20 protein-coding genes and 2 pseudogenes are annotated in these 23166 nt (G+C 40.8%); 17 read left to right on the top strand and 5 right to left on the bottom strand.

Annotated features, from left to right (window positions below):
- Positions 1 to 207: 207 nt before the first annotated feature.
- The 7 genes from DWX73_RS07260 (at position 208) to saoC (ending at position 8053) form a co-directional block, all read left to right on the top strand.
- Positions 208 to 1071 carry an acyltransferase domain-containing protein gene (locus DWX73_RS07260; protein ID WP_118348184.1) on the top strand — a complete coding sequence of 288 codons (864 nt, stop codon included), beginning with the start codon at positions 208 to 210 and terminating at the stop codon, positions 1069 to 1071.
- Between the two features lie 73 nt (positions 1072 to 1144).
- The gene (locus DWX73_RS07255) at positions 1145 to 1918 is read left to right on the top strand and encodes a dimethylarginine dimethylaminohydrolase family protein (protein ID WP_118348183.1); all 774 of its coding nucleotides are present in this window, start codon (positions 1145 to 1147) and stop codon (positions 1916 to 1918) included.
- A 117-nt stretch (positions 1919 to 2035) separates the two neighbouring features.
- A complete protein-coding gene (locus tag DWX73_RS07250; protein WP_118348182.1) occupies positions 2036 to 2938 on the top strand; it encodes a selenium metabolism-associated LysR family transcriptional regulator in 903 nt (300 codons plus the stop codon).
- Positions 2939 to 2956: 18 nt separating this feature from the next.
- Positions 2957 to 5041: a molybdopterin-containing oxidoreductase family protein gene (locus DWX73_RS07245; RefSeq protein ID WP_242996698.1), complete on the top strand. Its 2085-nt coding sequence runs from the start codon at positions 2957 to 2959 to the stop codon at positions 5039 to 5041.
- Positions 5042 to 5149: 108 nt separating this feature from the next.
- Positions 5150 to 6331 carry a double-cubane-cluster-containing anaerobic reductase gene (locus tag DWX73_RS07240; RefSeq protein WP_118348181.1) on the top strand — a complete coding sequence of 394 codons (1182 nt, stop codon included), beginning with the start codon at positions 5150 to 5152 and terminating at the stop codon, positions 6329 to 6331.
- Complete coding sequence (locus DWX73_RS07235) at positions 6331 to 7422, top strand: 2-hydroxyacyl-CoA dehydratase family protein (protein WP_118348180.1); 1092 nt, start codon at positions 6331 to 6333, stop codon at positions 7420 to 7422. The genes DWX73_RS07240 and DWX73_RS07235 overlap by 1 nt, the downstream gene beginning before the upstream one ends.
- Before the next feature lie 31 nt (positions 7423 to 7453).
- The gene (gene saoC / locus DWX73_RS07230) at positions 7454 to 8053 is read left to right on the top strand and encodes a Cys-Cys-COOH (seleno)protein SaoC (protein ID WP_118348179.1); all 600 of its coding nucleotides are present in this window, start codon (positions 7454 to 7456) and stop codon (positions 8051 to 8053) included.
- A gap of 50 nt (positions 8054 to 8103) precedes the next feature.
- On the opposite strand, the gene DWX73_RS07225 is transcribed toward saoC, so the two are convergent.
- Positions 8104 to 8802 carry a response regulator transcription factor gene (locus tag DWX73_RS07225; RefSeq protein ID WP_118348178.1) on the bottom strand — a complete coding sequence of 233 codons (699 nt, stop codon included), beginning with the start codon at positions 8800 to 8802 and terminating at the stop codon, positions 8104 to 8106.
- Positions 8803 to 8907: 105 nt separating this feature from the next.
- Between DWX73_RS07225 and DWX73_RS07220 the strand changes: the two genes are divergently transcribed.
- A complete protein-coding gene (locus tag DWX73_RS07220) occupies positions 8908 to 10557 on the top strand; it encodes a sensor histidine kinase (protein WP_118348177.1) in 1650 nt (549 codons plus the stop codon).
- A 23-nt stretch (positions 10558 to 10580) separates the two neighbouring features.
- On the opposite strand, the gene saoX is transcribed toward DWX73_RS07220, so the two are convergent.
- Together saoX and saoP are read right to left on the bottom strand one after the other, a co-directional pair.
- Complete coding sequence (gene saoX, locus DWX73_RS14290; protein ID WP_278321088.1) at positions 10581 to 11864, bottom strand: ABC transporter substrate-binding subunit SaoX; 1284 nt, start codon at positions 11862 to 11864, stop codon at positions 10581 to 10583.
- Between the two features lie 241 nt (positions 11865 to 12105).
- Entirely contained in the window at positions 12106 to 12900 is a 795-nt protein-coding gene (gene saoP, locus DWX73_RS07205; protein ID WP_442871987.1) for an ABC transporter permease subunit SaoP, read from the bottom strand.
- Between the two features lie 284 nt (positions 12901 to 13184).
- Between saoP and saoT the strand changes: the two are divergent.
- The 7 genes and pseudogenes from saoT to DWX73_RS07170 all read left to right on the top strand — a co-directional run.
- A pseudogene (saoT, locus tag DWX73_RS07200) lies at positions 13185 to 13385 on the top strand (thioredoxin-like (seleno)protein SaoT); the annotation flags it as partial.
- Positions 13385 to 14527, top strand: a pseudogene (saoE, locus tag DWX73_RS07195) (efflux transporter SaoE). The pseudogenes saoT and saoE, both read left to right, overlap by 1 nt.
- 3 nt (positions 14528 to 14530) lie before the next feature.
- Complete coding sequence (gene saoB / locus DWX73_RS07190) at positions 14531 to 15319, top strand: ABC transporter substrate-binding (seleno)protein SaoB (RefSeq protein ID WP_334294656.1); 789 nt, start codon at positions 14531 to 14533, stop codon at positions 15317 to 15319.
- Positions 15320 to 15351: 32 nt separating this feature from the next.
- A complete protein-coding gene (saoA, locus tag DWX73_RS07185; protein WP_118348174.1) occupies positions 15352 to 16176 on the top strand; it encodes an ABC transporter ATP-binding protein SaoA in 825 nt (274 codons plus the stop codon).
- Positions 16176 to 16847: a MerB-like organometallic lyase SaoL gene (saoL, locus tag DWX73_RS07180; RefSeq protein ID WP_242996689.1), complete on the top strand. Its 672-nt coding sequence runs from the start codon at positions 16176 to 16178 to the stop codon at positions 16845 to 16847. Before saoA ends, saoL begins: the two co-directional genes overlap by 1 nt.
- A gap of 47 nt (positions 16848 to 16894) precedes the next feature.
- Positions 16895 to 17227 carry a DsrE-related protein SaoD gene (gene saoD / locus DWX73_RS07175; RefSeq protein ID WP_118348172.1) on the top strand — a complete coding sequence of 111 codons (333 nt, stop codon included), beginning with the start codon at positions 16895 to 16897 and terminating at the stop codon, positions 17225 to 17227.
- Positions 17228 to 17270: 43 nt separating this feature from the next.
- Positions 17271 to 17468 carry a hypothetical protein gene (locus DWX73_RS07170; protein WP_118348171.1) on the top strand — a complete coding sequence of 66 codons (198 nt, stop codon included), beginning with the start codon at positions 17271 to 17273 and terminating at the stop codon, positions 17466 to 17468.
- A 151-nt stretch (positions 17469 to 17619) separates the two neighbouring features.
- Here DWX73_RS07170 and DWX73_RS07165 read toward each other — a convergent pair whose 3' ends face one another.
- Entirely contained in the window at positions 17620 to 17895 is a 276-nt protein-coding gene (locus DWX73_RS07165; RefSeq protein ID WP_242996687.1) for a DUF3343 domain-containing protein, read from the bottom strand.
- Positions 17896 to 17913: 18 nt separating this feature from the next.
- Complete coding sequence (locus DWX73_RS07160; protein WP_118348169.1) at positions 17914 to 19077, bottom strand: double-cubane-cluster-containing anaerobic reductase; 1164 nt, start codon at positions 19075 to 19077, stop codon at positions 17914 to 17916.
- A 275-nt stretch (positions 19078 to 19352) separates the two neighbouring features.
- On the opposite strand from DWX73_RS07160, the gene DWX73_RS07155 reads away from it, so the two are divergent.
- Positions 19353 to 22103, top strand: coding sequence for a translation factor GTPase family protein (locus tag DWX73_RS07155; RefSeq protein ID WP_118348168.1), 2751 nt, complete (start codon positions 19353 to 19355; stop codon positions 22101 to 22103).
- Positions 22100 to 23116 carry an alpha-hydroxy-acid oxidizing protein gene (locus DWX73_RS07150; protein WP_118348167.1) on the top strand — a complete coding sequence of 339 codons (1017 nt, stop codon included), beginning with the start codon at positions 22100 to 22102 and terminating at the stop codon, positions 23114 to 23116. The genes DWX73_RS07155 and DWX73_RS07150 overlap by 4 nt, the downstream gene beginning before the upstream one ends.
- Positions 23117 to 23166 lie beyond the last annotated feature (50 nt).

The following is a 23166-nucleotide window of genomic DNA, read 5'->3' as shown; positions in this document are numbered from 1 at the left end:
CTGGAGAATGGCGAAAGTCTTGAACCAAATCTTTTCAAAGAAAGTAATAGCCAAGCTAGGTTATACATCCATGCTTGACTATTATCTAGTAGTTTGTGAAAACTAAGGAACCGCCTAGTACTGAACGGTATGCTAGGTGGTGTGAGAGGTCGGCTAATCAATTAATGATTAGCTCCTACTCGATTATATATAAGGAGGAAAAAGAAAATGAACAGTCTCAGAGAATTTTGTTCCAAACTGGAAATGCCAAAGGAAGTAACAGAGAAAATACTGGCGCTGTATAAAGAATTGAAGGAAACACAAAATTGGGAAAAAATAGAAGAGGTGATGACACAGCTTTTTCATGAGGAAACATGGGAAACAGGGGTAAAAGAATTGCGGGAAACTTTGGGAGAAGACGCACAAGGATTGAAAATGTTGACTTGTATGCTGGATTGTGGATTGAAAACATATTTGCTTTACCAGAAATGGGGAATATCAGATGAAATTTTTATTGATTCTCTGAAATGTTTTTCAAGATTTGTGCGGGAACATCACGAAAGCTTTGGCATATACGGATTTGATCGGGAATGGTGGACAGTCAGACAATTGTCAGGAAAATTATTTCGTATCGGAGAATTGGAATATGAGTTTAAAGAAAACCGGAAGAACGGCAAAGAACAGCGTTACATTAGTCTGCATATTCCCTCAGACGCTAATCTGGAGCTAGAGGCAGTACACAGATCATATCGGTTGGCAGGAATATTTGTGCGTCAATATTTTCCGGCGTATATACATGCAAAAATAAGATGCTCCTCCTGGCTGCTTGCACCCGCATTAAGAGATGTGCTTCCATCTAATTCAAAGATTATCCGCTTTCAGAAAGAATTTTTGATACAGCATGTAGAGGAAGAAAGTGACAGTTTTATGCAATGGGTATATAAACGTACGGATATTCCGTGGGAATCACTTCCGGAAGAAACGACACTTCAGAGAAATTTGAAACAATATATATTGTCAGGAAGAAAAGTAGGGGAAGGAGCAGGATATCTTTCTGAAAAAATTTTCCAAAGACTCTTTACAGCAGAGTAATAGATATGGTATAAATATACATAAAATATGAATAAATATAACAATATAGTTTGCAAAATGCTATGGAGGGGTAATGATGTTTCATAATGTAATTGTAAGAAAACCGTCAAAAACTTTAATGGAAGGGATCACGTCAGCGCCGGAATTGGGAAAACCGGATTATGAGCTTGCAGTAAAGCAACATGATGCATATATCGCAGCGCTGAAAAAATGTGGCGTAGAAGTGACAGAATTAGAACCACTGGAAGAATTTCCGGATTCCTGTTTTGTGGAAGATGCGGCAGTTGTGACTCGTAAGTGCGCCATTATTACAAATCCGGGCGCAGCTTCAAGAAATAAGGAACCAGAGTATATTGTTGATACGATCCGTAAGTTTTACGCGGATGATCAGATTGAATATATTAAAGCGCCTGGAACTTTAGAAGGCGGCGATGTTATGATGGTTGGAGATCATTTTTATGTGGGACGTTCTGCAAGAACAAATGAAGAAGGCATCCGCCAGTTTATTGAAATTCTTGAGAAATATGGCCTGACAGGATCTGAAGTAACGTTGAAAGAAGTGCTTCACTTGAAGACGGGTGTGAATTATCTTGAAAATAATACATTTCTCGTATCTGGTGAATTCGTAGACAAGGACGAGTTTAAAGATGCGAAGAAAATTGTAATCCCGGAAGACGAGGCATATGCTGCCAACTGTATTTGGGTAAATGGAACGGTAATTGTACCGGAGGGATATCCGAAAGTGGCTGCGGCAGTTAAGAGTGCCGGTTACAAAGTGATTACGACAGATACGTCTGAATATCGAAAAATTGATGGTGGACTGAGCTGCCTCTCATTGAGATTTTAGAAAAATATGCATATTTATTGATAATATCAATAAATATATTCAGAATTTCAATTAGACCTTTAACCTGTTTCTTCCTATAATAAAGGGTAGAAATGAAAGCAGGAAAGAGGAATACAAATGAATCTGGAGCAGATAAAATCGCTTGTCAGTGTTGTGAATCATAAAAGCTTCTCGCTGGCAGCAAAGGAAATGTTTGTTTCACAACCAACGATCAGCATGCATATTAAAACATTAGAAAAAGAGCTTGGAGAACAGCTTTTGATCCGTTCAACAAAAGATATTGTATTATCAGAAGCTGGGCTTTTGTTTTATCCTTATGCTGTTCAGATGTTAAAGGCGGAAGAAGATGCAATTCAAAAAATCAAGAATAAAGGGGAAAAGATCGCAGGAGATGTGATGTTTGCTTCCTCAAGCGTTCCGGCAAATTATATTTTTCCAGGATTTTTATCCTACTCTAAGAAAAAGAATCCTGATATCGGATATAAAATTTCGGAGGGAGACAGCACAGAGGTGTTGCAGAAAATCCTGCATTTTGAGCAGGAAATTGGCGTAGGAAGTATACGTTCATCAAGTGCAAAGTTATTTTTTGAGCCATTAATTAAGGATGAAATTGTTCTGATTACTCCTAATATAAAAAAATATCGTGATTATAAAGGAAACTTCGATAGAAATGAACTAAAAAGGGAGAATTTTGTTATTAGAGAAATGGGCAGTGGAACGAAGACTGCCGCGGATAATGTAGAGAGAAAACTTGGTCTGGAGAGTGATAAAATTCAGGTTGCAGCTGAGGTTCAGACGACAGAAACGTTAAAGAGGGTTGTTGCGGAAGGCGTAGGAATTGGCTTTGTCAGCAGCCTGGCAGTAAAAGATTATCTGGAGCAGAAACGAGTTTTAGTATTTGAGTTTCCTGAAATTGAAACAAAACGCCAGTTATATTTATTTTGGCATTGTGAGCGCAATTTGTCCAAAGTAGGCGAGCGGGCAATCAGTATGCTGAAAGAATATTGTAGTGAAATGTAAGGTGGAAAGGAGATAATTATGATCATTCATCGAAAATGTGGAATGTGTCAGGGCGGCTGTCATGTGAAAGTTACCGTAGAAGATGGAAAGATTAGGAGAGTGGAGGCAGATCAGGATTCTCCGCAGGGGCGAGTATGTGCAAGAGGGGCATTGACGCCGGAACTGCTTTATAGCGCTGATCGTATTTCACATCCACTGATCCGGATTGGAGAAAAAGGCGAAGGGAAATTCAGAAAAGCTACATGGGATGAGGCACTGGATTATGCAGCGGAGCTTTTGGATAAGACAAGAAAAACTTATGGAGCGCGGGCGCTGGCGTCTTATCAGGGAAGAGGAATTCTTGGGATGCCGATTGCCCGCATCTTTTCCGGAAAATCCGAGCCATGTTTTATGAAGCGACTTGGTTCTCCGAATGATTTTAATGCGGGATCTATTTGTAATATGGCATCCAGCACGGTTACACCGGTAACTACTTCCGGTCTCAATACAAGGCAGATGATTCAAGATGTGGAACATAGTGATTATATTTTCATCTGGGGAAAAAATCCAATGACAGACTGCGGACCACGGGGAGAATATCGGGGAATTCAGAAAGCAAAGAAACGAGGAGCAAAGATTGTAGTAATTGATCCGCGAAAAACAGGAATGGGCGAGTTGGCTGATCTGTGGATTCCTGTAATTCCGGGGGCAGATGGGGCATTGGCGTTGGCAATGCTCAAGCTGATTATTGAACAGGAACGGTACGATAAAGAATTTGTATCAGAGTATACAAGAGGATTTGAAGCGTTTAGAAAATATGTAGAATCACTGGAATTGAATGATTTATCGAGATTTTGTGGAATTTCTGTAGAGCAAATAAAAGAATTGACAGAGTTGTTCTGTTCTACAGAAAAGATTTCACTAATTGCATATACTGGATTAGAGTATCAGTTGAGTGCAATTCAGAATAATAGAGCAATCTTTACACTGTGGGCGATCACGGGGAAATTAGATGTAGAAGGCGGAATTTATTTTAATTGTCAGAATCAGCCGACGTTTCAGCTGTATGATTTGCCAGAGGAAAATCAACCGATCGGAATGAAAGAATTTCCAATGTTCTATAAATTCATGGAAGGCGGTCAGTTCTGCAGATTTCCGGAAGCAGTTTTGAATGATGATCCGTATCCGGTGCGTGCGCTTCTTCTGGCAGGAGGCTCGCCGGTATTGACATTCCCGGACAGCAATAAATGGCGGGAAGTATATAAGAAGTTGGATTGCCTGATTGTTTCAGACCGCTATATGACAGAAGATGCCCGTTTTGCAGATGTGGTATTTCCGGCAAGCACAATGTTTGAAACGTGGTCGCTGACTACAGGAGTAGATGGAAGGCAGACGCTTCAGCCGCCGGCAGCAGAGCCATTTGGAGAATGCAGAGATGATGTATTGATTTTCTCAGCATTAGCGAAACGGCTTGGAATTGGAGAAGATTATCCGGGAAATGAAGAGGAATTAAAAGAATGGCTGCTGAATGGTTCAGCTCCATATGCGAATGATTGGAAAGGTCCTGCTTCACAGAAGGAACGCGTATATCGTAAATACGAAAAGGGATTGCTGAGAAGTGATGGAAAACCGGGATTTCCAACGCCATCAGGAAAATTTGAAATTTGTTCTGTATATTTAGAAGAGAATGGATTTACTCCATATCCGGAGTATCAGGATATGCGGTCGCTTCCGGATATGGATTGCCCGGAATATCCGTTTACCATGACGACAGGTGCGAGAAGTATCCATCGGATGGGAGTATTTGGGGCAAATCTTCCGGGAATTGCGAAGTTAGAGCCATATCCATATATGGATCTTTCACCGGAGGATGCAGGTGAACTTGAATTGACAGATGGAGCTTGGGCGAGAGTTACGACGCCATTTGGCACAGGGCGGTTTAAAGTTCGCGTCTGTGAGATTGCAAGACATTGTATCCATATTCCTCACGGAGGCGGAAGTGAGTATATGCCGGAGGCGTGGAAGATTGGAAATGTAAATGAGCTTACAAGTCTTGCGTATAACGATCCAATTACAGGATTTGTTACAATGAAATCTGTTCCTTGCAGAGTTGAGAAGGAATAAGGTAAAGCGGGAGAGAACTGAGAAATAAAAACCAGTTATAAAAGGATCAGCTGTGTGTGAAGGCTGATCCTTTTTGAGGAATAGTGGAGAAAGATAAGAGGATAATCTATGAAAACATCATTACCAGAACAGTTTGAGAATTTTGCAGATGCCAGAAGACAAGGATTTTTGAAAATCAAGGAATTGAAAGACAGTGGAAAAAATATTTGCGGTTCATTCTGTCAGTATACCCCTGCTGAAATTATATTGGCAGCGGGATTGTATCAGGTAGGATTGTGCGGAAAAAGCGCATTATCGATTCCGACAGCAGAAACAAGACTTCCAAAGAATTTGTGTCCGTTGATTAAGTCGAGCTATGGACATGCATTGGAAGAGAGCTGTCCGTATGCATATTTTTCAGATGTTGTCGTAGGGGAAACGACATGCGACGGAAAGAAAAAGATGTATGAGCTTTTAGGCGAACTTAAACCAATGCAGGTAATTCATTTGCCGAATCTTCCGGATTATGACCGTTCCCTGGAAATGTGGACAATGGAACTGCGGACGTTTGCGAAAGGTCTTGCAGAGAAATTCGATGTAGAGATTACAGAAGAAAAATTAAATGCTGCAATTAAATGGTGTAATAAGGAGCGAAAACAGGCTGCTAGAATTTATGAACTGGGACGTTATGATCCTCCGGCAATTACAGGGATGCGGATGCGGGATATTATGGAAGGCGAGCAGTATATGTTCGATAAAGAAGAGAAATATAAGAGAATGGATGAAATCTTAAATGAGTGCGAGGAAAACTGGAAGAAAGGGAAATATCCATTTGAACCAGATCCGAATCGTCCAAGGTTAATCGTATCCGGAGCCGGAATGGGCGGTATAGAAGAGAAAACAATCAAAGTGATTGAGGAACTGGGAGGCGCTGTCGTCTGTTACGAAGGATGCTGCGGAATTTCTTCCAGAAGAAGACTTGTAGATGAAGACGAGTCAAGAGATCCATACATACGGATTGCGGAAAAATATATTGAGGTACCTTGCGCAGTAGTTTCACCAAATACGAGACGTATGAAGCAAGTGGAAGAAACGATTTCTGAATGGAAAGCAGATGGAATCATCAGTATTACGCTACATTCATGTAATCCATTTGCAATCGAAACCGAGAATATTAAGAGAGTTTGTGAGAAGTGCGGTATCCCACTGCTGCATATAGAAACAGATTTTACAGAAGGGGATGCAGGGCAGATCCGTACACGAATTGAAGCATATTTGGAAATGATTCGAGCAAGGAAAGAGGAACAATAATGAGAAAAGAAGAAGTAAAAAAATGGATTGATGATTGTCATAAGAAACATAAAAAAGCAGCAATTTATTTTTGTTCCTTTGTTCCGGTAGAGATATTGGAGGCTGCAGGATTTCAAACATTACAGATTACACATTTAGAGGAAAATGGAGATTTGTATCCGGAAGAATTGCCAAAGAATGTATGTCCGATTGTAAGAGAATGCTGTGAAATATGTGAAAGCGGTGTTTTAGAACAGGCAGACTTAATTATTGCAGAAAGTTCTTGTGATGGAAAGAAAAAAATGTTTGAACTTTTAAAGGATCAGTCGAAAGTATATTATTATCAAGTACCTCAAGGGGAAGAACAAGAATATGTACTTCCGCTGATTGCTTCTGAAAGTCGTTATTTGATTAAAATGCTTGAGCAGAGATTCGGTATTACAGTGACAGATGAAGCAATTCGTAAAGCAGCAAATGATACGAACAGACAGAGAGCGAGTGCAATGAATTTGTTGGCTGTGCAGCAGCAAGTACCTCCTTGTGCATGGGGAATGGAAGTATACGAAAAACTGCAAGAAAATATGAAACTGCCAACGAGTGAAGAGCGCATTGCAGCGAATGAGAAGGTAAGAGAAGAATTTCTGGGAAGAGAGGAGAAAGTTCCAGAAACTGCACCGCGTATTTTGCTTACAGGATGTCCGATTGGCGGAGTATATCAAAAAATTATCGAAATAGTTGAAAAAAATGGCGGTGTAGTAGTTTGTTTTGAAAACTGTGAATGTATAAAATCTAATATTCGCTTTACGGATGTAAAGAAAGACGATATAATAGCTTCGTTAGCAGAATGCTATCAAAATACTGCCTGTGCGATTATGACTCCGAATCAAAAGAGAAAGAAATTGCTGGAGCAATTAGTAACATCTTATCAAATTGCAGGAATTCTTGATATCCATTTACAGCCATGCCATGCCTATACGGTGGAGAAGTACTCTGTGGAAAGGCATTTCAGTCAGCAGGGAATTCCGTATGCAGCAATCGAGACGGGATATTCGGATGCCGATAAAGCACAGTTATCTACAAGAATAGCAGCTTTTTTGGAGATATTACAGTAATTATAAGAAATACTATGAGGAGCAATACTATATGAAAAAAACTGTAAGTTTTTTTAAAAGTTTGAAAGGAAAAATCGTGCTTATCGTCTGTATTCTTCTGGCTGGAATTATCATTAGACAAAGTCTGGAAAATTTATATGAAGAAAAGCAGGTACAAAATGGAACGGTCACAACATATGAAGACGGAAGCAGAGTTGGAAGAAGTCTGAGCTACGCAGAGACTGTTCCGGAAGATAATAAGATTCTGCAGGCATTTTATGAACAATTTCCAACAGCGACAATGCTTGTTGCCTGTGAAGAAGATTTGACGAATGACGGGAAAAAAGATCTGGTTGTTATTTACAACACGCCTGAAGAAGATGAGGCAAGTAAGAATACGGCACTTGTCAATGGAGGACATATTCGGCTGACAGTAATGATCGACTTGGGTAACGGAGAAACGTATGAGCATACAGAACCTATTCCGGCTCCGGTTGAGAATCAAAAAATTCAATTTCAAAATATTGATAAAGCAGATGAAATGGAGTTTGTGCTGCAGGGACAAAAAGGAGCGAAAGTTGGATATGGTATTTTCCGTGTCATAGAAGGAAAAGCAGTAAATTTATTTGGCGAAGGCATGGAAGAATGCTGATAGGGAGTGAGGATTAGAGGTTCTAATCAAAAAAAGAAAGGATATCGGTTTTATGGAAAAAACCGGTATCCTTTTCCCCATACTGTAGTAAGATGTACAGGTTTTGAGGGAGTATCTTCAATTTTATCGCGTAAACGTTTGATATAGACAAGAATGGTATTATCATCCGTCACATCATTTTGCCAGACTCTTGAAAAGATTTCTTTCTTAGATAAAACCTTTTCGGAATTTTCGAGAAAAAAATAGAGCAGTGCAAATTCTTTCGAAGAAAGAGAAATCTCAGTATCATTTTTCAGGACAAGTTGTGAGTCCAGATGCAGCGTGAAACATCCGCGCTGAAGTATCGGATTGACAGAGGTTACAGCAGGAGTTGTATATTGCTGGGTACGTCTGACGATTGCCCGTATTTTGGAAACTAGGATTACTTTGCTGAATGGCTTGGTCATATAATCATCAGCGCCAAGTCCCAATCCCTGCACCTGTACAGCGTCTTCTTCACGACCGCTTAAAAGAATTACAGGAGTCATAATATTCATTTCGCGCAATTCTTTTAAAAAAGAAAATCCATCTTGCTCAGGCATCATAATATCCAGTAAAATGACATCAAAAGTCTGCGTCTGTAAATAGTCAAAAGCTTGTTTGCAATTTGATGCACAACAGCAATTTATATTTTCATGTTTTAAAACATAAGAGATTGCTTTTAGAACGGATTGTTCGTCATCCACTACTAAAACAGAAATATCATTCATAGGAGAAGTCCTTTCTATGTATTTTATAGGTAACTAGATTTTATCATTACCTATAAAGATTATAGCGACCATCTTTTTTTAAGTCAAATATTATAGGAGACATTTATGAGAAATAAGAAATTATTAATGAGACAAATAGTAATAGCATGTGCGAGTATCGTTTGCTTAGTTGGAGTTGTGTTTTTTAGCTATTCAAGTGTAGAAAAAATGATTATTTCACGAGAAGAAGAAAATATGAAAAGCTTAGCGAAAGTAAATGCAAGAAGTTTGTTTTCAACTTTAGAATCAAAAAAAGATTTGGTATATGCAGCTTTTTCAGGGGATATGGAAAATTTAGATGAGGTAGAGACCGGAAGCATTAAGATGGGGGAACGCTGCGAATATGTGCCACTGGAAGAGATTAGAAAACAACAGGAATGGGAGCAGAAACAATGTGCGGAAATGCTGAAAAATCCGGGAGAAGTTGTGATAGGGCCGATTGAACAGACAGAGGAAGGGGCATATGCTTTATATATGCTGAAAACAATTTCTGTCAGGGGGAAAATTACCGGATATGTGCGTGTACAGCTGGACCTGGATGAAATTTATGAAGAAGAACAGGCACTATCTGCATTAGAAACAGAAAATGGAAGATACTGCATTGTTCAGAACGAGGCAGGAAAAACGATTATGCCCGGAACTTACAGGAAAGAAGATATTTCGATATCACATATTGCCGGCAAAGGAAGTACAGTAAAATGGATTTACGAAACAAATGGAGGTTCGTTAAAAAATACAAAAAAATTAATTGCCTGTGAGACGATTACAATCGGAGAAGAGAAACTATTTTTGTATATTATTGAGAATTATAATGAATTAGTAACTCCATTGGAACGGATTTCATTGGATTTTAGTTTGATCGGCATATTATTAGTTGTGACAGCAATCGGATTCATTTATAAATTACAGGAACATCATAAGAAGGAAACAGAATTGGTCAAAGAACTTCAGCACGAAAAGACGCTGAATGAGACAATGAAAAAGCAGGAAGGTTTAATGAAGAAATACAATCATTCCAAAACTTTGGGGGTATTGACCGGAGCAATTGCGCATGAATTTAACAATTTGATGACGCCGATTGTTTTATATGCAGAATTATTAGAAGAAAATGAAGTTGTACAGAAAGAAATGCCGGATGAGATTAATGAACTGAAAACCTCAGCTGTTCGCTGCGGGGAATTGGCAAGACAATTATTGGATTACAGCAGACAGGGAAAAGCGGAAAAAGTTTTGACAGATTATGATGCGGTTTATGCAATGCACGAGGCTATAAATATTGTAAAAAAAATACTTCCGGAAAATATTGTGTTACAGGAAAATATTTGCAAAACACCATATAAAATACACGGACAGGTTGGATCGCTCAATCAGATTGTGCTGAATTTAGCTACGAATGCAGTTCATGCAATGAAAAAAGGAGGGGTATTAAAAATTGAATTTGGTCTAAGTACAGATGATGATAAGTTTGTAAGACTTATTATCGAAGATAATGGTGAAGGGATTCCAACAGAGATTAAACAGAAAGTATTCCAACCATTTTTTACAACCAAAAAAGTGAGTGAGGGAACCGGTATTGGGCTTACTGTTGTAAAGCGTCTGACAGAAGAACATGGGGGAACTATCCGGGTAAAAACAGAAATCGGAAAAGGAACAATGTTTATTGTAGATTTTCCATATACAATCGAAGAAACAGAAAAAATTCCTGCGTCAAACTGATCTGACGCAGGAATTTTTAATGCTTATTTATCTTTCTCTTTTAGATTCTCGTTGAGATACGGAGTTGCTGTTTTAGAAATGTCAACCGCGTCCTCATCAGAGATACCATCAATTGTTTTTGCGTTGTTGTACCAATCTTCAAATGTAATTCCAAGTGGTGAAATTGGATCAACGTCTTCTTTTATGAATTCTTCAAAATCACGAGTACCTGCTGATTCATGTAATGCAGTGGCTTTCTGGAGTGATTCTTCATAAATTGATTTGTAGTTAATATCAACTTCCGGAATCGATGGATTTTGCCACTGTGTGTCAAATTTCTCATCATTTTCCAGGTTAGATTCTGACCAGTGCCATGTGATTGTACGGCCTTCTGCAACAGTTTTCATATAGACTGTACGAAGCGCTACATATGGATCACAGTCAAATCCATCGGCAAACATCATCGCTGCATTATAAGGATGCGTGTATAAATACTGAACTGCAAGTGTGTGCGCATATACGAGACGACGAGCAAGTTCTGGGCATTTCTGCTCAAAGTCTTTATTCATACTGAGCGTACAGCATCTTGCCCAGGAGTCAGCATCCGGTACCTTACCGTTTTCATCAAGATTTGTTCCCCAACTGATACACATAATATGTCCGAAACCTTCGAACTCTGCCTGAGAGGCATAAGGGTCTCAGCAGACGAAGCCGTCAATCTGACCGGCTTTTAATGCGAACATAGCATCAGCTTGTCCCATGCTGACAATGTCATAATCTTCTTTATTATAGGAAAATCCATAATCTCTTGCCCAACCGCGCCATTCTGAATCTTCAGCAGGTTCAGCAGGCATTGCAAGTGTTTTGCCTTCGATATCTTTTGCTTCTTTAATGTCATTACTTACTACTAAGTAGCGGGAACCACCAGTGTGGTTTGCAGATGCAATAAAGTATGGTGGATTTTGTGAAAGACCGGCAGCGCCAACACCAATGTAACCAACGTCCATTGCGCCGCTAATAAGTGCTTTTGTTGTTTCGCCTGATTTTGTAAGATTAACATTTAATCCCATTGCCTCGTAAATACCGGCTTTCTCACCGATGATTGAAGCAACCATATGGTCACAGTTATTGTAACCCATCTCAATTACATAATCCTTTTCTACATCATTTAACTCTCCGAATTCAAAGTCTTTGACTTCTTCTTTTGGATCGTAGCTTGTTTTCTTGATGTCGATCGTAGCTTCATTCTTACTACTGTCATGACAGCCTGTGAGAAGACCGCATACCATTGCAGTAGCGAGAAATGCTGCTAAAACTTTCTTTTTCATGTCATTTCCCCCTTCGTATGTCATATTAAAAAATTAATATTTATTAATATTTGCAAAGTCATTATAGCAGAGGAATTTGGAAAAAGAAAGTAATCCAAAGATGTATTTGATTTTCGAATGAAGACAGAGTGAAATATATAAAAAATAAATAAAGCCTGAAGAAATAATGAAAATCAGTTATTTCTTCAGACTTTCTATAGACGGCAGCAATCTGGCGGACATGCTGTTGTCTCCGTCTGTGTTATGCTTTCCACTGTAACAGTACTCTTTCACAAAGTACAAGAACAGTGTCGATCAGGAAACCAATCAGACCGGCAATTATCATATATGCGATAACTGTTGAAGTCTGTAAACGGCCCTGAGCTTCCACCATTATGTAACCGAACCCGGCACTTGTCGCAATGAACTCCGCTCATATAACGGACATCCATCCAAGTCCGATTGCCAGTCGAATTCCGGTCAGCACTCCAGGAAGAGAGCCCGGAATAACAATATCTTTTATAATGCTTAATGTTCCTGCGCCCATTGATCGTGCGGCATTATAGAAATCTTTACTGATGTCCTGCACACCTGCAACGGTATTTAAAATAATTGTAAAAATACCGCTAAACGCGATCAGGAAAATGGTTGGACCATCACCAATACCAAGCCATACAATAGATAAAGGAACCCACGCCATAATTGGAACTTGTCTTAAGGAGTTGATAAATGGAGACATTGCCTGCAAAATTTTAGGAGAATATCCCATAATCATTCCTAAAGGAAAACCAATAATGAAAGCATATAAGGAACCGGTCAGAACTCGGCGCATCGTAATTCCGAGATTTTTAAGAACGTATAAATCAGATAGAGAATAAACGACATCATGTAATACGGTCTCTAAATACGGGAATGTAAATGGAGAATCTACGATGTGTGCAGCAACATACCAGACGATTGCAATAATAATAAGAGAAATGATTGCTCCAACATTATAGTTTTTGCCGCCCATTTTTCGCCAATTTTGCCGATCTTTCATTTTGGTGGCGTGGATCATACGATCTACTTGTTTGTTTTCACTCAAAACCTCACCCCCTTGATGAATAGATATGAATAAATTGTAATAATTCAAAAAAATCATAGCAGATTTATTTGTAAGAAGATATAAATATTCATAACAAAAATAAATGAATATTAATATATTAGGTTTTTTTAATAAAACAAGAAAAGAATTTAGAACTCCGTTATAATTAGGAAGATATATAGATATTATAGGGAGGTGTAAAAGTGGAAAAGCCATGTATCGAGTATATCAGTGTATGTGCGTGATGCGAAGTATTCGGGAACTTGGTTCAAGTCTTAGAGAAAGAATATGAAGGCAGAGTACATGTAAAAATATATCGCGCAGGTACAGACTTCGATTATATTAAAAAGTATGGTTCAGTTTCTAAGAGTATGCTTGTAATCAATGAGAAAAAAGCAGTAACGAAACTGACAAAACAAGCTGTGCGAAACGCATTTGAGGAGGCTTTAAAACTATAATGAGAGAGGTATTGGACTTTTTGTACAGCATTATCCAGTCGGCCTGGTCGATGCTGAACAGTTCTTCTGCCTGGGTTGTTTTCAGCTTTATCGTTGCAGGGTTGCTGCACGAGTTTATTAAGCCTGAGAATTTGCAGAAGACAGCAATTGGTTCTACGAAAGTGAGAGGGGTATTCTGGACAACGGTAACCGGAATGTTACTTCCTATCTGCAGCTGCGGAACGATCCCATTGGGAATCAGTATGTACTACAGCGGAGCCTATCTTGGTCCCACATTAACCTTTATGACAAGTACGCCAGTCATCAACCCATTGGCGGTGTTGCTGTCATGGGGGCTTTTGGGAAAAGAAATTACAATTATATATGTAATTTCAGGATTTGTAGGACCAATGCTCATCGGAATGATTGCGAATCGTTTTGGCGGAGATGAATTACATATTGGTCTGCGCAATAAAAAATATGGCGGTTCAGAAGTTTCTGTTAAGCTTGAAACCGATGAAGAAGACTCCGAAGGAGGTGGTATGATTCAGCTGGAGTTTGAAGAACCGTCCTTCTGGGAGAAAATTAAAAGCGGTCTGCGGTGGTCAGCGACAGAACTTGCAGTCACAATTAGTAAGTACAGTGTTACAGGAATGTTGATTGCAGGATTTTTATTTACCATTGTTCCACAGTCATTTATTCATGATTATCTCGGTCAGCCGGGAGTGATTTCCTTATTCGGAATTGCTGTTGTCTCAACATTTATGTATGTTTGAGCGGTAGGCCATATACCGTTTATTGCAGCTCTGGTAGCCAGTGGAGCTGCACCAGGTATATCAATCATGTACCTGATGGCTGGAGCAGGTACGAACGTGCCGGAACTTCTTACGATCACAAAGATGATCGGAAAAAGAGCCAGCACAATGTATTTTTCAATGATAGTAGCATTGGGATTTATTTCCGGTTATATTGCGAACAAATTATTGATGCCGGGATTTAAACCGGTGTTGGATTTCGATAGAACATCTAACACAATTAAGCAGGCGAATAAACTGATGATTGAGCTTCCAGCCTGGGCAAATTGGATTTGCAGCGGAATTATCATCGCATATGCAGTTGTTGCAGTATACAGATATCTTCGGAGAAAGATGAAGAAAGCATAATTCATGAGTATTCAGAAAAAAGTTGTCATTTTTATTATTGGATTTATTGCTGTAGGTTTTTTAATTAGTTTTGGGTTTCCAAAAGAGAAGGCAATGAACGAGAATGCTGAGATTAGAATTGGTGCAGGTGATGATCTGTCAGGTGTGCTAATGAAAGAAACGGTGGAGCTTCTGAGTGAGACATATGAAATCAAAGATTCACTGGAAAGCTCATCGTTCCAGGATTGCTGAAGCAATCTTGCTCAGTGGGCACTGAGTGCGAAAGAAATTAATCTTGCATTTTATTGTCAGCATGTTGCCGTACATACCGTGGAGCAGAATGAACATGTGGAAATCTATGGTCCTGCAATTATGAATGCAGAAGTAATCAGTTATAAAAATGAATGGGAGAAGGTAAAAACAGTCGGAATCAGTCAGGGAAGGGAGCAGGAAAAACAGGTGGCACAGGAAACGTATCCACAAATCGAGAGTTTTCAGGATGTAACCCAGAAAGGCATTCTTTATACATTAGAGGATGGACAGGTGGATGCAGTAATTCAGGATGTGACGAAGGCGGCAAAAGTACCGCAGTACCGGAACAAACCGCTTTCGGCCCATGACTATATTTCCTATGTGCTTGTAGTAGAGAAAGAATTTGCAAAAACAAAAGCATTTGAAGATTTTGTGATCAGTTATAATCAGGCAGTAGAGAAATTAAATCAACCGGAATATCTGGCAGAAAAACTTGGAGTGCAGAAGGAATGGATTCAGGACAAGCAGATAGAGTTTTTACCGTTAGAATTGAGGCAGTAAACAAAGATATATGTACAGAGGAGAGGAAAGAGATGTCTATTTCAGTAGAACATATTTCAAAAACATTTAAAAACAAGAGAAAACCGGAAGAGCCGGCGCAGGTATTGAAGGATGTTTCTTTTGAGGTGGGAGAGGGAGAATTTGTTTCTCTGCTTGGTCCTTCCGGATGTGGAAAGACAACAACGTTGACAATTATTGCCGGATTCCAAAAGCCGGATGATGGAAAAATTATTGTAAATGGAAAAGAAGTCAGCAAGCCTGGGACAGATCGTGCATTTATGTTTCAGAATTATGCATTATTTCCGTGGCTGAAAGTTGGAGAAAACATTGAATATCCAATGAAAAAAATGAAAGTTTCAAAGGAACAGCGCAAACAGACGCTGAAAGAGTTATTAGAGATGGCTCAGCTTACAGAGTATGAGAATCACTACATACATGAACTTTCCGGTGGTATGAAGCAGAGAGTTGCGCTTCTTCGTGCAATTGCCTGTGATCCGCAGGTACTTTTGATGGATGAGCCGCTTGGAGCGGTAGATTTTCAGATGAGACAGATGCTCCAGATGCAGCTGGAAAGTATTTTACAAAAGAAAAAGACGACAGCGCTTATGGTAACTCACGATGTGGATGAGTCGATTTATCTGAGTGACCGGGTCGTTGTGATGTCACGAAATCACGGGAAGATACTGGCAGATATTAAGATTGATCTGCCGAGACCGCGTGATCGCACGAATCCAAAATATCATGACTATGTAGACCAATTAACGACTGTGCTGAAATCTGCGTTAAATGGAGAGGTTTACACAGATGATGATAAGGATTTAATGGAATTTATACAGGGAGTAGAAAGTGGAAAATAATGGCACAGAAGATTAAAAACGTACATGAGAAATTTACAGAGCGGGAGAATGAGCTTCGGCTTGCAATTATTAATGAAACAGTAAATAACGGCAGAGCATTTGATCTGGAAGAAGATAGAGTTGCGGTACTTGGCAAGCTTCAAATGAGTGGAAAAGAATATAAAGAAATTTGTGAGAAGTTACTGGAAGAGGATGGAATGGTGCTTGACGGAACAAAGGTAAACTTTATTTACCCAGTGTCTGCGCTTCCAACAAATCACAGAGTAACACTTGCAGATGGAAGAACTTTTACTGCTATGTGTGCAATTGACGCAATCGGGGCTGCATTTACATTTCATCAAGATACAGAAGTTCATTCAGTCAGCGCAGTCAGCGGGGAACCGGTTTTTGTAAAGATCACAGACGGTAAGGTGGCAGAGTATTCTCCAAAAGAACTTCATGCATTGACATTTCCACTTGGAGAAATGTCAAACTGGGCAGGCTCCTGCTGAAATGTTATGAACTTTTTCTGCAGTGGTGCAGAATTTGATCAGTATGTTGCGGATATGGAATTAGATCCGAAAATGGTAATTAAGGCTGATATTGACAGAGCTGTAAAAGAAGCATATGAAATCTTCCACACAGAAGTGAATGCGGATGATTTGAAGTGGCTGCTGGCAAAGGCAATATAAAGCAATTTGAAGGGGAATGGCACAGCAAACGGAGGAGGATTACAACAATGAAAGTAGCTTATTTATTTGAATCAGAACATGCGAGAGAGATTCTTGAGACGATGATTATTCCGCAGTTGGAAGAAGGAAGACATGGCGTAGAAGTAGCCGGAATGATGTTCTTCTTTGACAATACTTATATGTTGGTGGAAGGATCTGATATCGGAGCAAGACTGCAGGCGCTCAGCGAGAAGACAGGCATGCTTCTTATGGCATGTGACCGCTGCTGCTATCAGAGAGATATTGCTGATAAACTTGTGGCACCGGCAGGAATCGGATGTTTCCCGAATGTTTATGCAGCACTTGCACCTGCAAATGTAGATCAGGTTATTACGTTGTAGAATCGGTGAAACATATCAATTCAAATGATAAGGAGATTGTAAGATGAGAGTATTAAGCGTACCGGGACTTTGCTGTCCAGAATGTGCAAAGAAAATTGACGCAGCATTAGAAGATGCGGCAATTAAGCATGAAGTTGATTTTGAAGGCAAGAAAGTATCTATTTGTGACTGCGATCATTGTATGGAAGTGACAATGGATATTCTGAAAGAAATGGGATTCGAAGCAGAACGTATTGCATAAAATTTGAGGGAATTTTAAAACGGATCCCCAGAGTGGAATGAGATAAACCGCCGGAAGACAGACGAAAACATCTGTTTTCCAGCGGTTTTGCTATGTAGTTTTGCAAAGAAAATCCGGAGAGAGGATTTGTTTGCAAATGCACCTATAGATATTAAGAATGTTGTTGTTGAAAAAGCTTTGTCACAGCGCGTCTGCCATTGACTTTGGCAGTGACCATTTTGTATAACGTACAAGGGAAATCCAGTTTCTGACAGAAAGACAGAATCTGTTCTTCGGTACTGTCAGGGAAACGCAGCGCCAAACCGCATCCACTGCTGATATCAGAAGGAATTGGCATGATGAGAGCGCGGATCTGCTCTCTTGACAGGGAGAGCGCTGTCATGGCATCCCGTGTATTTTCAAAAGCTAAAATGTAGTAATAGTCCATTTGATGCACACTTTCCGGTTAGCACTGTGCACCGAGCAATTCAATGAAAGCACCAAGTCTTGTGTCAATCTGCGCTTGATCGGCAGGAGAATAGTCGGTATTGATAGCCATATAAGGAAGCTGCTTCTCAGTTGTTACATAGTGCTTGATTGTGTCTGCCTCAATTGCAAATGTATGGCAGGCGTGAAGAAGTACTTCCACAACGCCGTCTACCTGGTATTCATCGATCTGTGTGCCAAGCGCATCAAGACGCCCCGGATTCGGGCTCATAACAGAACAGTTGACGCGGAGATATTTTTCTGCAATTGCGGTGATTGGATCTTTTGTTTCATCAACCGGATCTTTTTTCTCACGCGGACCACAGCAGTTTTCGAATCCAACAACATCGGCGCCGAGCTCTTCGATTCGCTTGATAACCTTATCCATAACACCGGTTGTCGGACATCCGGTAATGAGGATACGCGGGCGGGATGGTTTGCCTTTATATTCTTTTTCGTACAGATCCTTCAGTTCGGCAGTACGTTTTTCCAGATATGCAATCTTTCCTTCGATATCATAATTGTAATCGTTAGAAGAAATGATTGTATTGATCTCATAACCGCTGACCGGAGAAGGTTTCAGACGTCCGACCTCAAAAAAGTCGAGGACGGCTTTTCGCTCTCGATTCCTCAGTTTGATTGCTTCGCGGATTTTTTCGTCTGTAATCTCGATTCCATAAAAACGCTCAAATTCTTCTTTGATATCAACAACCTCTGCTTTCCAGAATTCCAGCGCTTTGACACCGGTACTTCCGGGTGGAAGCTGCATGACGTGAGTGTGCTTTAGCTCTCCGAGCAATTCGTACATTTTCTTTTTGCCGTCGCACGTTGTTTCGGCAAGGATCATATCGGAAAAATAGAAAAACGGACATTTTCCGGAGAGAGCGCCGCCGTAGCTTGACTTAATCAGTGGACAGAGGTTCTTTGGAAGTCTTGTTTCAGCCGGAGGAATCAGTTCTTCACTGATACCGCAAAGCCCTACGGCGATAGCATCAGCAGCAGTAACAAGTTCTGACGGAGTGTAGGTGCAGAAAGTACCGACAATGCGTCGTCCCTGATCTTTTAGTTCTTTTAAACGAAGAAATGATTTCTTTCGAGCTTCCGGGAATGTTTCAAAATCTTCCGGTAAATTTAATTCTGGCATAGTTGTTCTCCTTTTGTGTTTCATTCATTGCAAATATAGATTTATTATAATACGAAGATTTGTACAGTGGTCATTGAAAGATATGATAAATGATAGCTTTTAATAGATAAAAGCAATAAATATTAAAACAGTGTATAGTTTCTATAGTAAAAGTTATTTATACTTCCAATACGATAAAGAAAAGTTCATATTGGATTGAGTACAACAGCATCTCGACCAACGATTCCTTTTGTGGTATAATTCAGTATTATGCAGTAGTGAAGGGAGGCGTTTTTATGGGCGGACAGAAGCCTGAAAAAACGAAAAAACATATATGTGTTGGTCTGTTGGCTCATGTCGATGCAGGAAAAACAACCTTATCGGAGGCGCTTCTTTATTTGAATGGGGCGATCAGAAAAGCCGGACGAGTAGATCATGGAGATGCTTTTCTTGATAATTTTGTACTGGAACGTGAGCGGGGAATTACAATCTTCTCGAAACAGGCAGAGCTTACCATGGGGAAGATGCAGGTGACACTGTTGGATACGCCGGGGCATGTGGATTTTTCGGCAGAGATGGAGCGGACGCTGCAGGTACTTGATTATGCTGTTCTTGTGATTAATGGAGCAGATGGTGTTCAGGGACATACGCAGACACTCTGGAAATTGCTTAAGCGATATCGGATTCCGACATTCTTATTTATCAATAAGATGGATCAGCCGGGAACAGACCGGGAAAGGATTTTGGAAGAGCTGAAAAAACGTTTAGATGAGGGCTGTATTGATTTTCTCGGAGAGAAAGAAGACATGCTTGAGCAGATTGCTATGACCGATGAGGATGTGTTGGAATCTTATTTGGAGAGCGGAGATGTACGGGATAAAGAGATCATACAACTGATTATTGAGCGGAAGGTATTTCCGTGTTACTTTGGATCTGCGTTGAAAATGTCGGGTGTGGAAGAATTTCAGAAAGGTCTGGAAATATATACTGCAGGCAAAAGTTATCCGGAGCAGTTTGGGGCGAAGGTATTTAAGATTGCCAGAGATGAACAGGGCAACCGTTTGACTTACATGAAGCTGACCGGGGGGAGCTTAAAGGTAAAAGAATTGCTTACGAATCGATCTTCGGAAAGTCAGATGGCAGATGAAATCTGGGAAGAGAAAGCGGATCAGATTCGCATTTATTCCGGAACAAAATATGATACCGTGAAAGAAATAGCAGCAGGAGAGGTCTGCGCTGTTACCGGACTTACAAGAACCTATCCGGGACAGGGGCTTGGAATAGAAGCCGCTTCTGCGCAGCCGGTACTTCAACCGGTGCTTACTTACGGGCTGATACTTCCGGAAGGGACGAATGTCCACGAGATGCTTTTGAAAATGAAGAGGTTAGAAGAGGAAGAACCGGAACTTCATATTGTGTGGAATGAACATCTCGGCGAAATCCATGTTCAAGTAATGGGAGAAATTCAGATTGAAATTCTAAAAAGTCTGATTCGAGAGCGGTACGGTGTGGAAGTAGAATTTGGAACGGGAAGTATTGTATATAAGGAAACAATTACAAAACGTTCCGAGGGAGTAGGGCATTTTGAGCCGTTAAGACACTATGCGGAAGTACATTTGATATTGGAGCCGGGAGAACCAGGCAGCGGTCTTGTATTTGATACGATCTGCAGTGAAGATGTACTTGATCGGAACTGGCAGAGATTGATTCTGACGCATCTGGGAGAACGCGAGCATCCGGGGGTGCTGTCGGGAGCTCCGATCACGGATATGAAAATTACTCTGGCGGCAGGAAGAGCCCACTTAAAGCATACAGAAGGGGGAGACTTCCGTCAGGCAACGTACAGAGCGGTCCGTCATGGACTGAAGAGAAATGAGAGTGTGCTTCTGGAACCGTATTATGCATTTCGTCTGGAACTTCCGCCGGATCTAATCGGAAGGGCAATGACGGATATACAGCGGATGGGAGGTACATTTGAACCGGCACAGACGGAAGGAGAAATGACTGTTTTGACCGGAAGTGCACCGGTATCTGAGATGAGAGATTATCCGAGGGAAGTAACGTCCTATACAAGAGGCCGGGGACGGATCTTCTGCACACCGGGAGAATACAGACCATGCCATAATACAGAAGAGGTATTGGCATCGATGGGATATGATGCAGAGCAGGATACAGAAAATCCAACCGGTTCTGTGTTCTGTGCTCATGGAGCCGGATATTATGTGCCGTGGAATGAAGTGGAAGAACATATGCATATCGAATCGCAAATGGGAAAGTGGCAGCGACAGAGGGCAGCAATGGAACAAAGTGAGACTGAAATCTCTGCGAGTGGAGATATAGCGGACGATGGACCTGGTTCCGGAAGCGCTTTTGCCGGCTATGGAAGCTGGCAGGAAGAAAAAGAGCTGGAAGAGATTTTTAAGAAAACCTATGGAGAACGCCGACCGAAATATGTAGTGCCAGGCGGTATTACCGGGAAAAGTTTTACGAAGCCGAAGCCGGTGCGGGAGGAAATCTATGATCATTATCTGCTTGTGGATGGCTATAATGTAATTCATGCATGGGAAGATCTGAAAGAACTTGCAGCGGTGAATCTGGATGGAGCCAGAACGAAGCTGATGGATATTATGTCGAATTATCAAGGATACAAAAAATGCAATGTCATCATCGTATTTGATGCCTATAAGCAGGAAGGGTATCAGGGAGATGTGGTACATTATCACAATATTGATGTTGTTTATACAAAAGAAGCGGAGACGGCAGACCAATATATCGAGAAAGTTGTCCATGACATCGGCCGTAAATATAAAGTGACAGTGGCAACTTCTGACGGGCTTGAGCAGATTATTATCCGAGGGCAGGGAGCTTCACTTCTGTCGTCGAGGGAACTGCGAACAGAAATTGAGATTGCGAACGCTCAGATTCAGGAAGAAATTGCAGAAAAACGGCAGAAGAATGGAAACTACCTGTTTAATTATCTGGATGAAGATCTGAGTGAATATATGGAGGAAATCCGTTTAGGGAAGAAGGAGGAGAAGAAGTTATGACATTTCAGGAAGTAATAGAAAAAGCAAAGGGAAATATCGGACCGTACTGTAAGGCATGCCCAGTGTGCAATGGAAAAGCATGCAGAAATCAGATGCCGGGACCGGGGGCAAAGGGTGTTGGTGATACGGCAATACGTAATTATGATAAATGGCAGGAAATCCGTGTCAATATGGATACAATTACAGAGAATACACCGGTAGATACAAGTCTGGAACTGTTCGGGCAGAAGTTTCGTTATCCATTTTTTGCAGGTCCGGTCGGAGCTGTGAAGCTTCACTATGGAGACAAACATACGGATGCAACGTATAATAACATTCTCGTATCTGCCTGTGCAGAAAATGGAATTGCGGCGTTTACCGGTGACGGGGTAGATCCGGAAGTTATGAAAGCAGCCGCAAAAGCAATTAGCAGTGTGGAAGGCAAAGGGATTCCGACAGTAAAACCATGGAATCTGGAAACCATTGAAGAAAAAATGAAATTAGTAAAGGAAGCCGGAGCATTTGCGGTAGCAATGGATGTGGATGCGGCAGGTCTTCCATTTTTAAAGAATATGAATCCTCCGGCAGGAAGAAAGACAGTGGAGGAACTTGCTGAGGTAATCAGAAGCTGTGGAACAACTCCATTTATCGTTAAGGGAATTATGACTGTCAAAGGCGCTCTTAAGGCAAAAGAAGCAGGAGCGGCAGCTATCGTAGTATCGAATCATGGCGGAAGAGTTCTGGATCAGTGTCCGGCTACGGCAGAAGTGCTCCGCGAGATCAAGGCAGCTGTTGGAGATTCCATGAAAATCTTTGTGGACGGAGGAATCCGGTCCGGTACGGATGTATTTAAGGCATTAGCTCTCGGTGCAGATGCGATAATCATTGCAAGACCATTTGTAACAGCAGTGTACGGTGCGGAAGAAGAGGGGGTCAAAGCCTATGTGGAGAAAATCGGTGCAGAACTGGAAGATACAATGGCAATGTGCGGTGCCCATGCACTTTCTGAGATTTCACCGGATATGATAAGATAGAATACGATAGTATAAAGTAAGATGCGAAAAAGCAAGACTGGAGGCGCAGA

Origin of the sequence: Coprococcus sp. AF21-14LB (assembly GCF_003458885.1) — a bacterium.
Classification (GTDB): Bacteria; Bacillota; Clostridia; order Lachnospirales; family Lachnospiraceae; genus UBA9414.
Note: the sequence above shows the minus strand (reverse complement) of the source record. Positions and strands in the feature narration are given on the sequence as shown.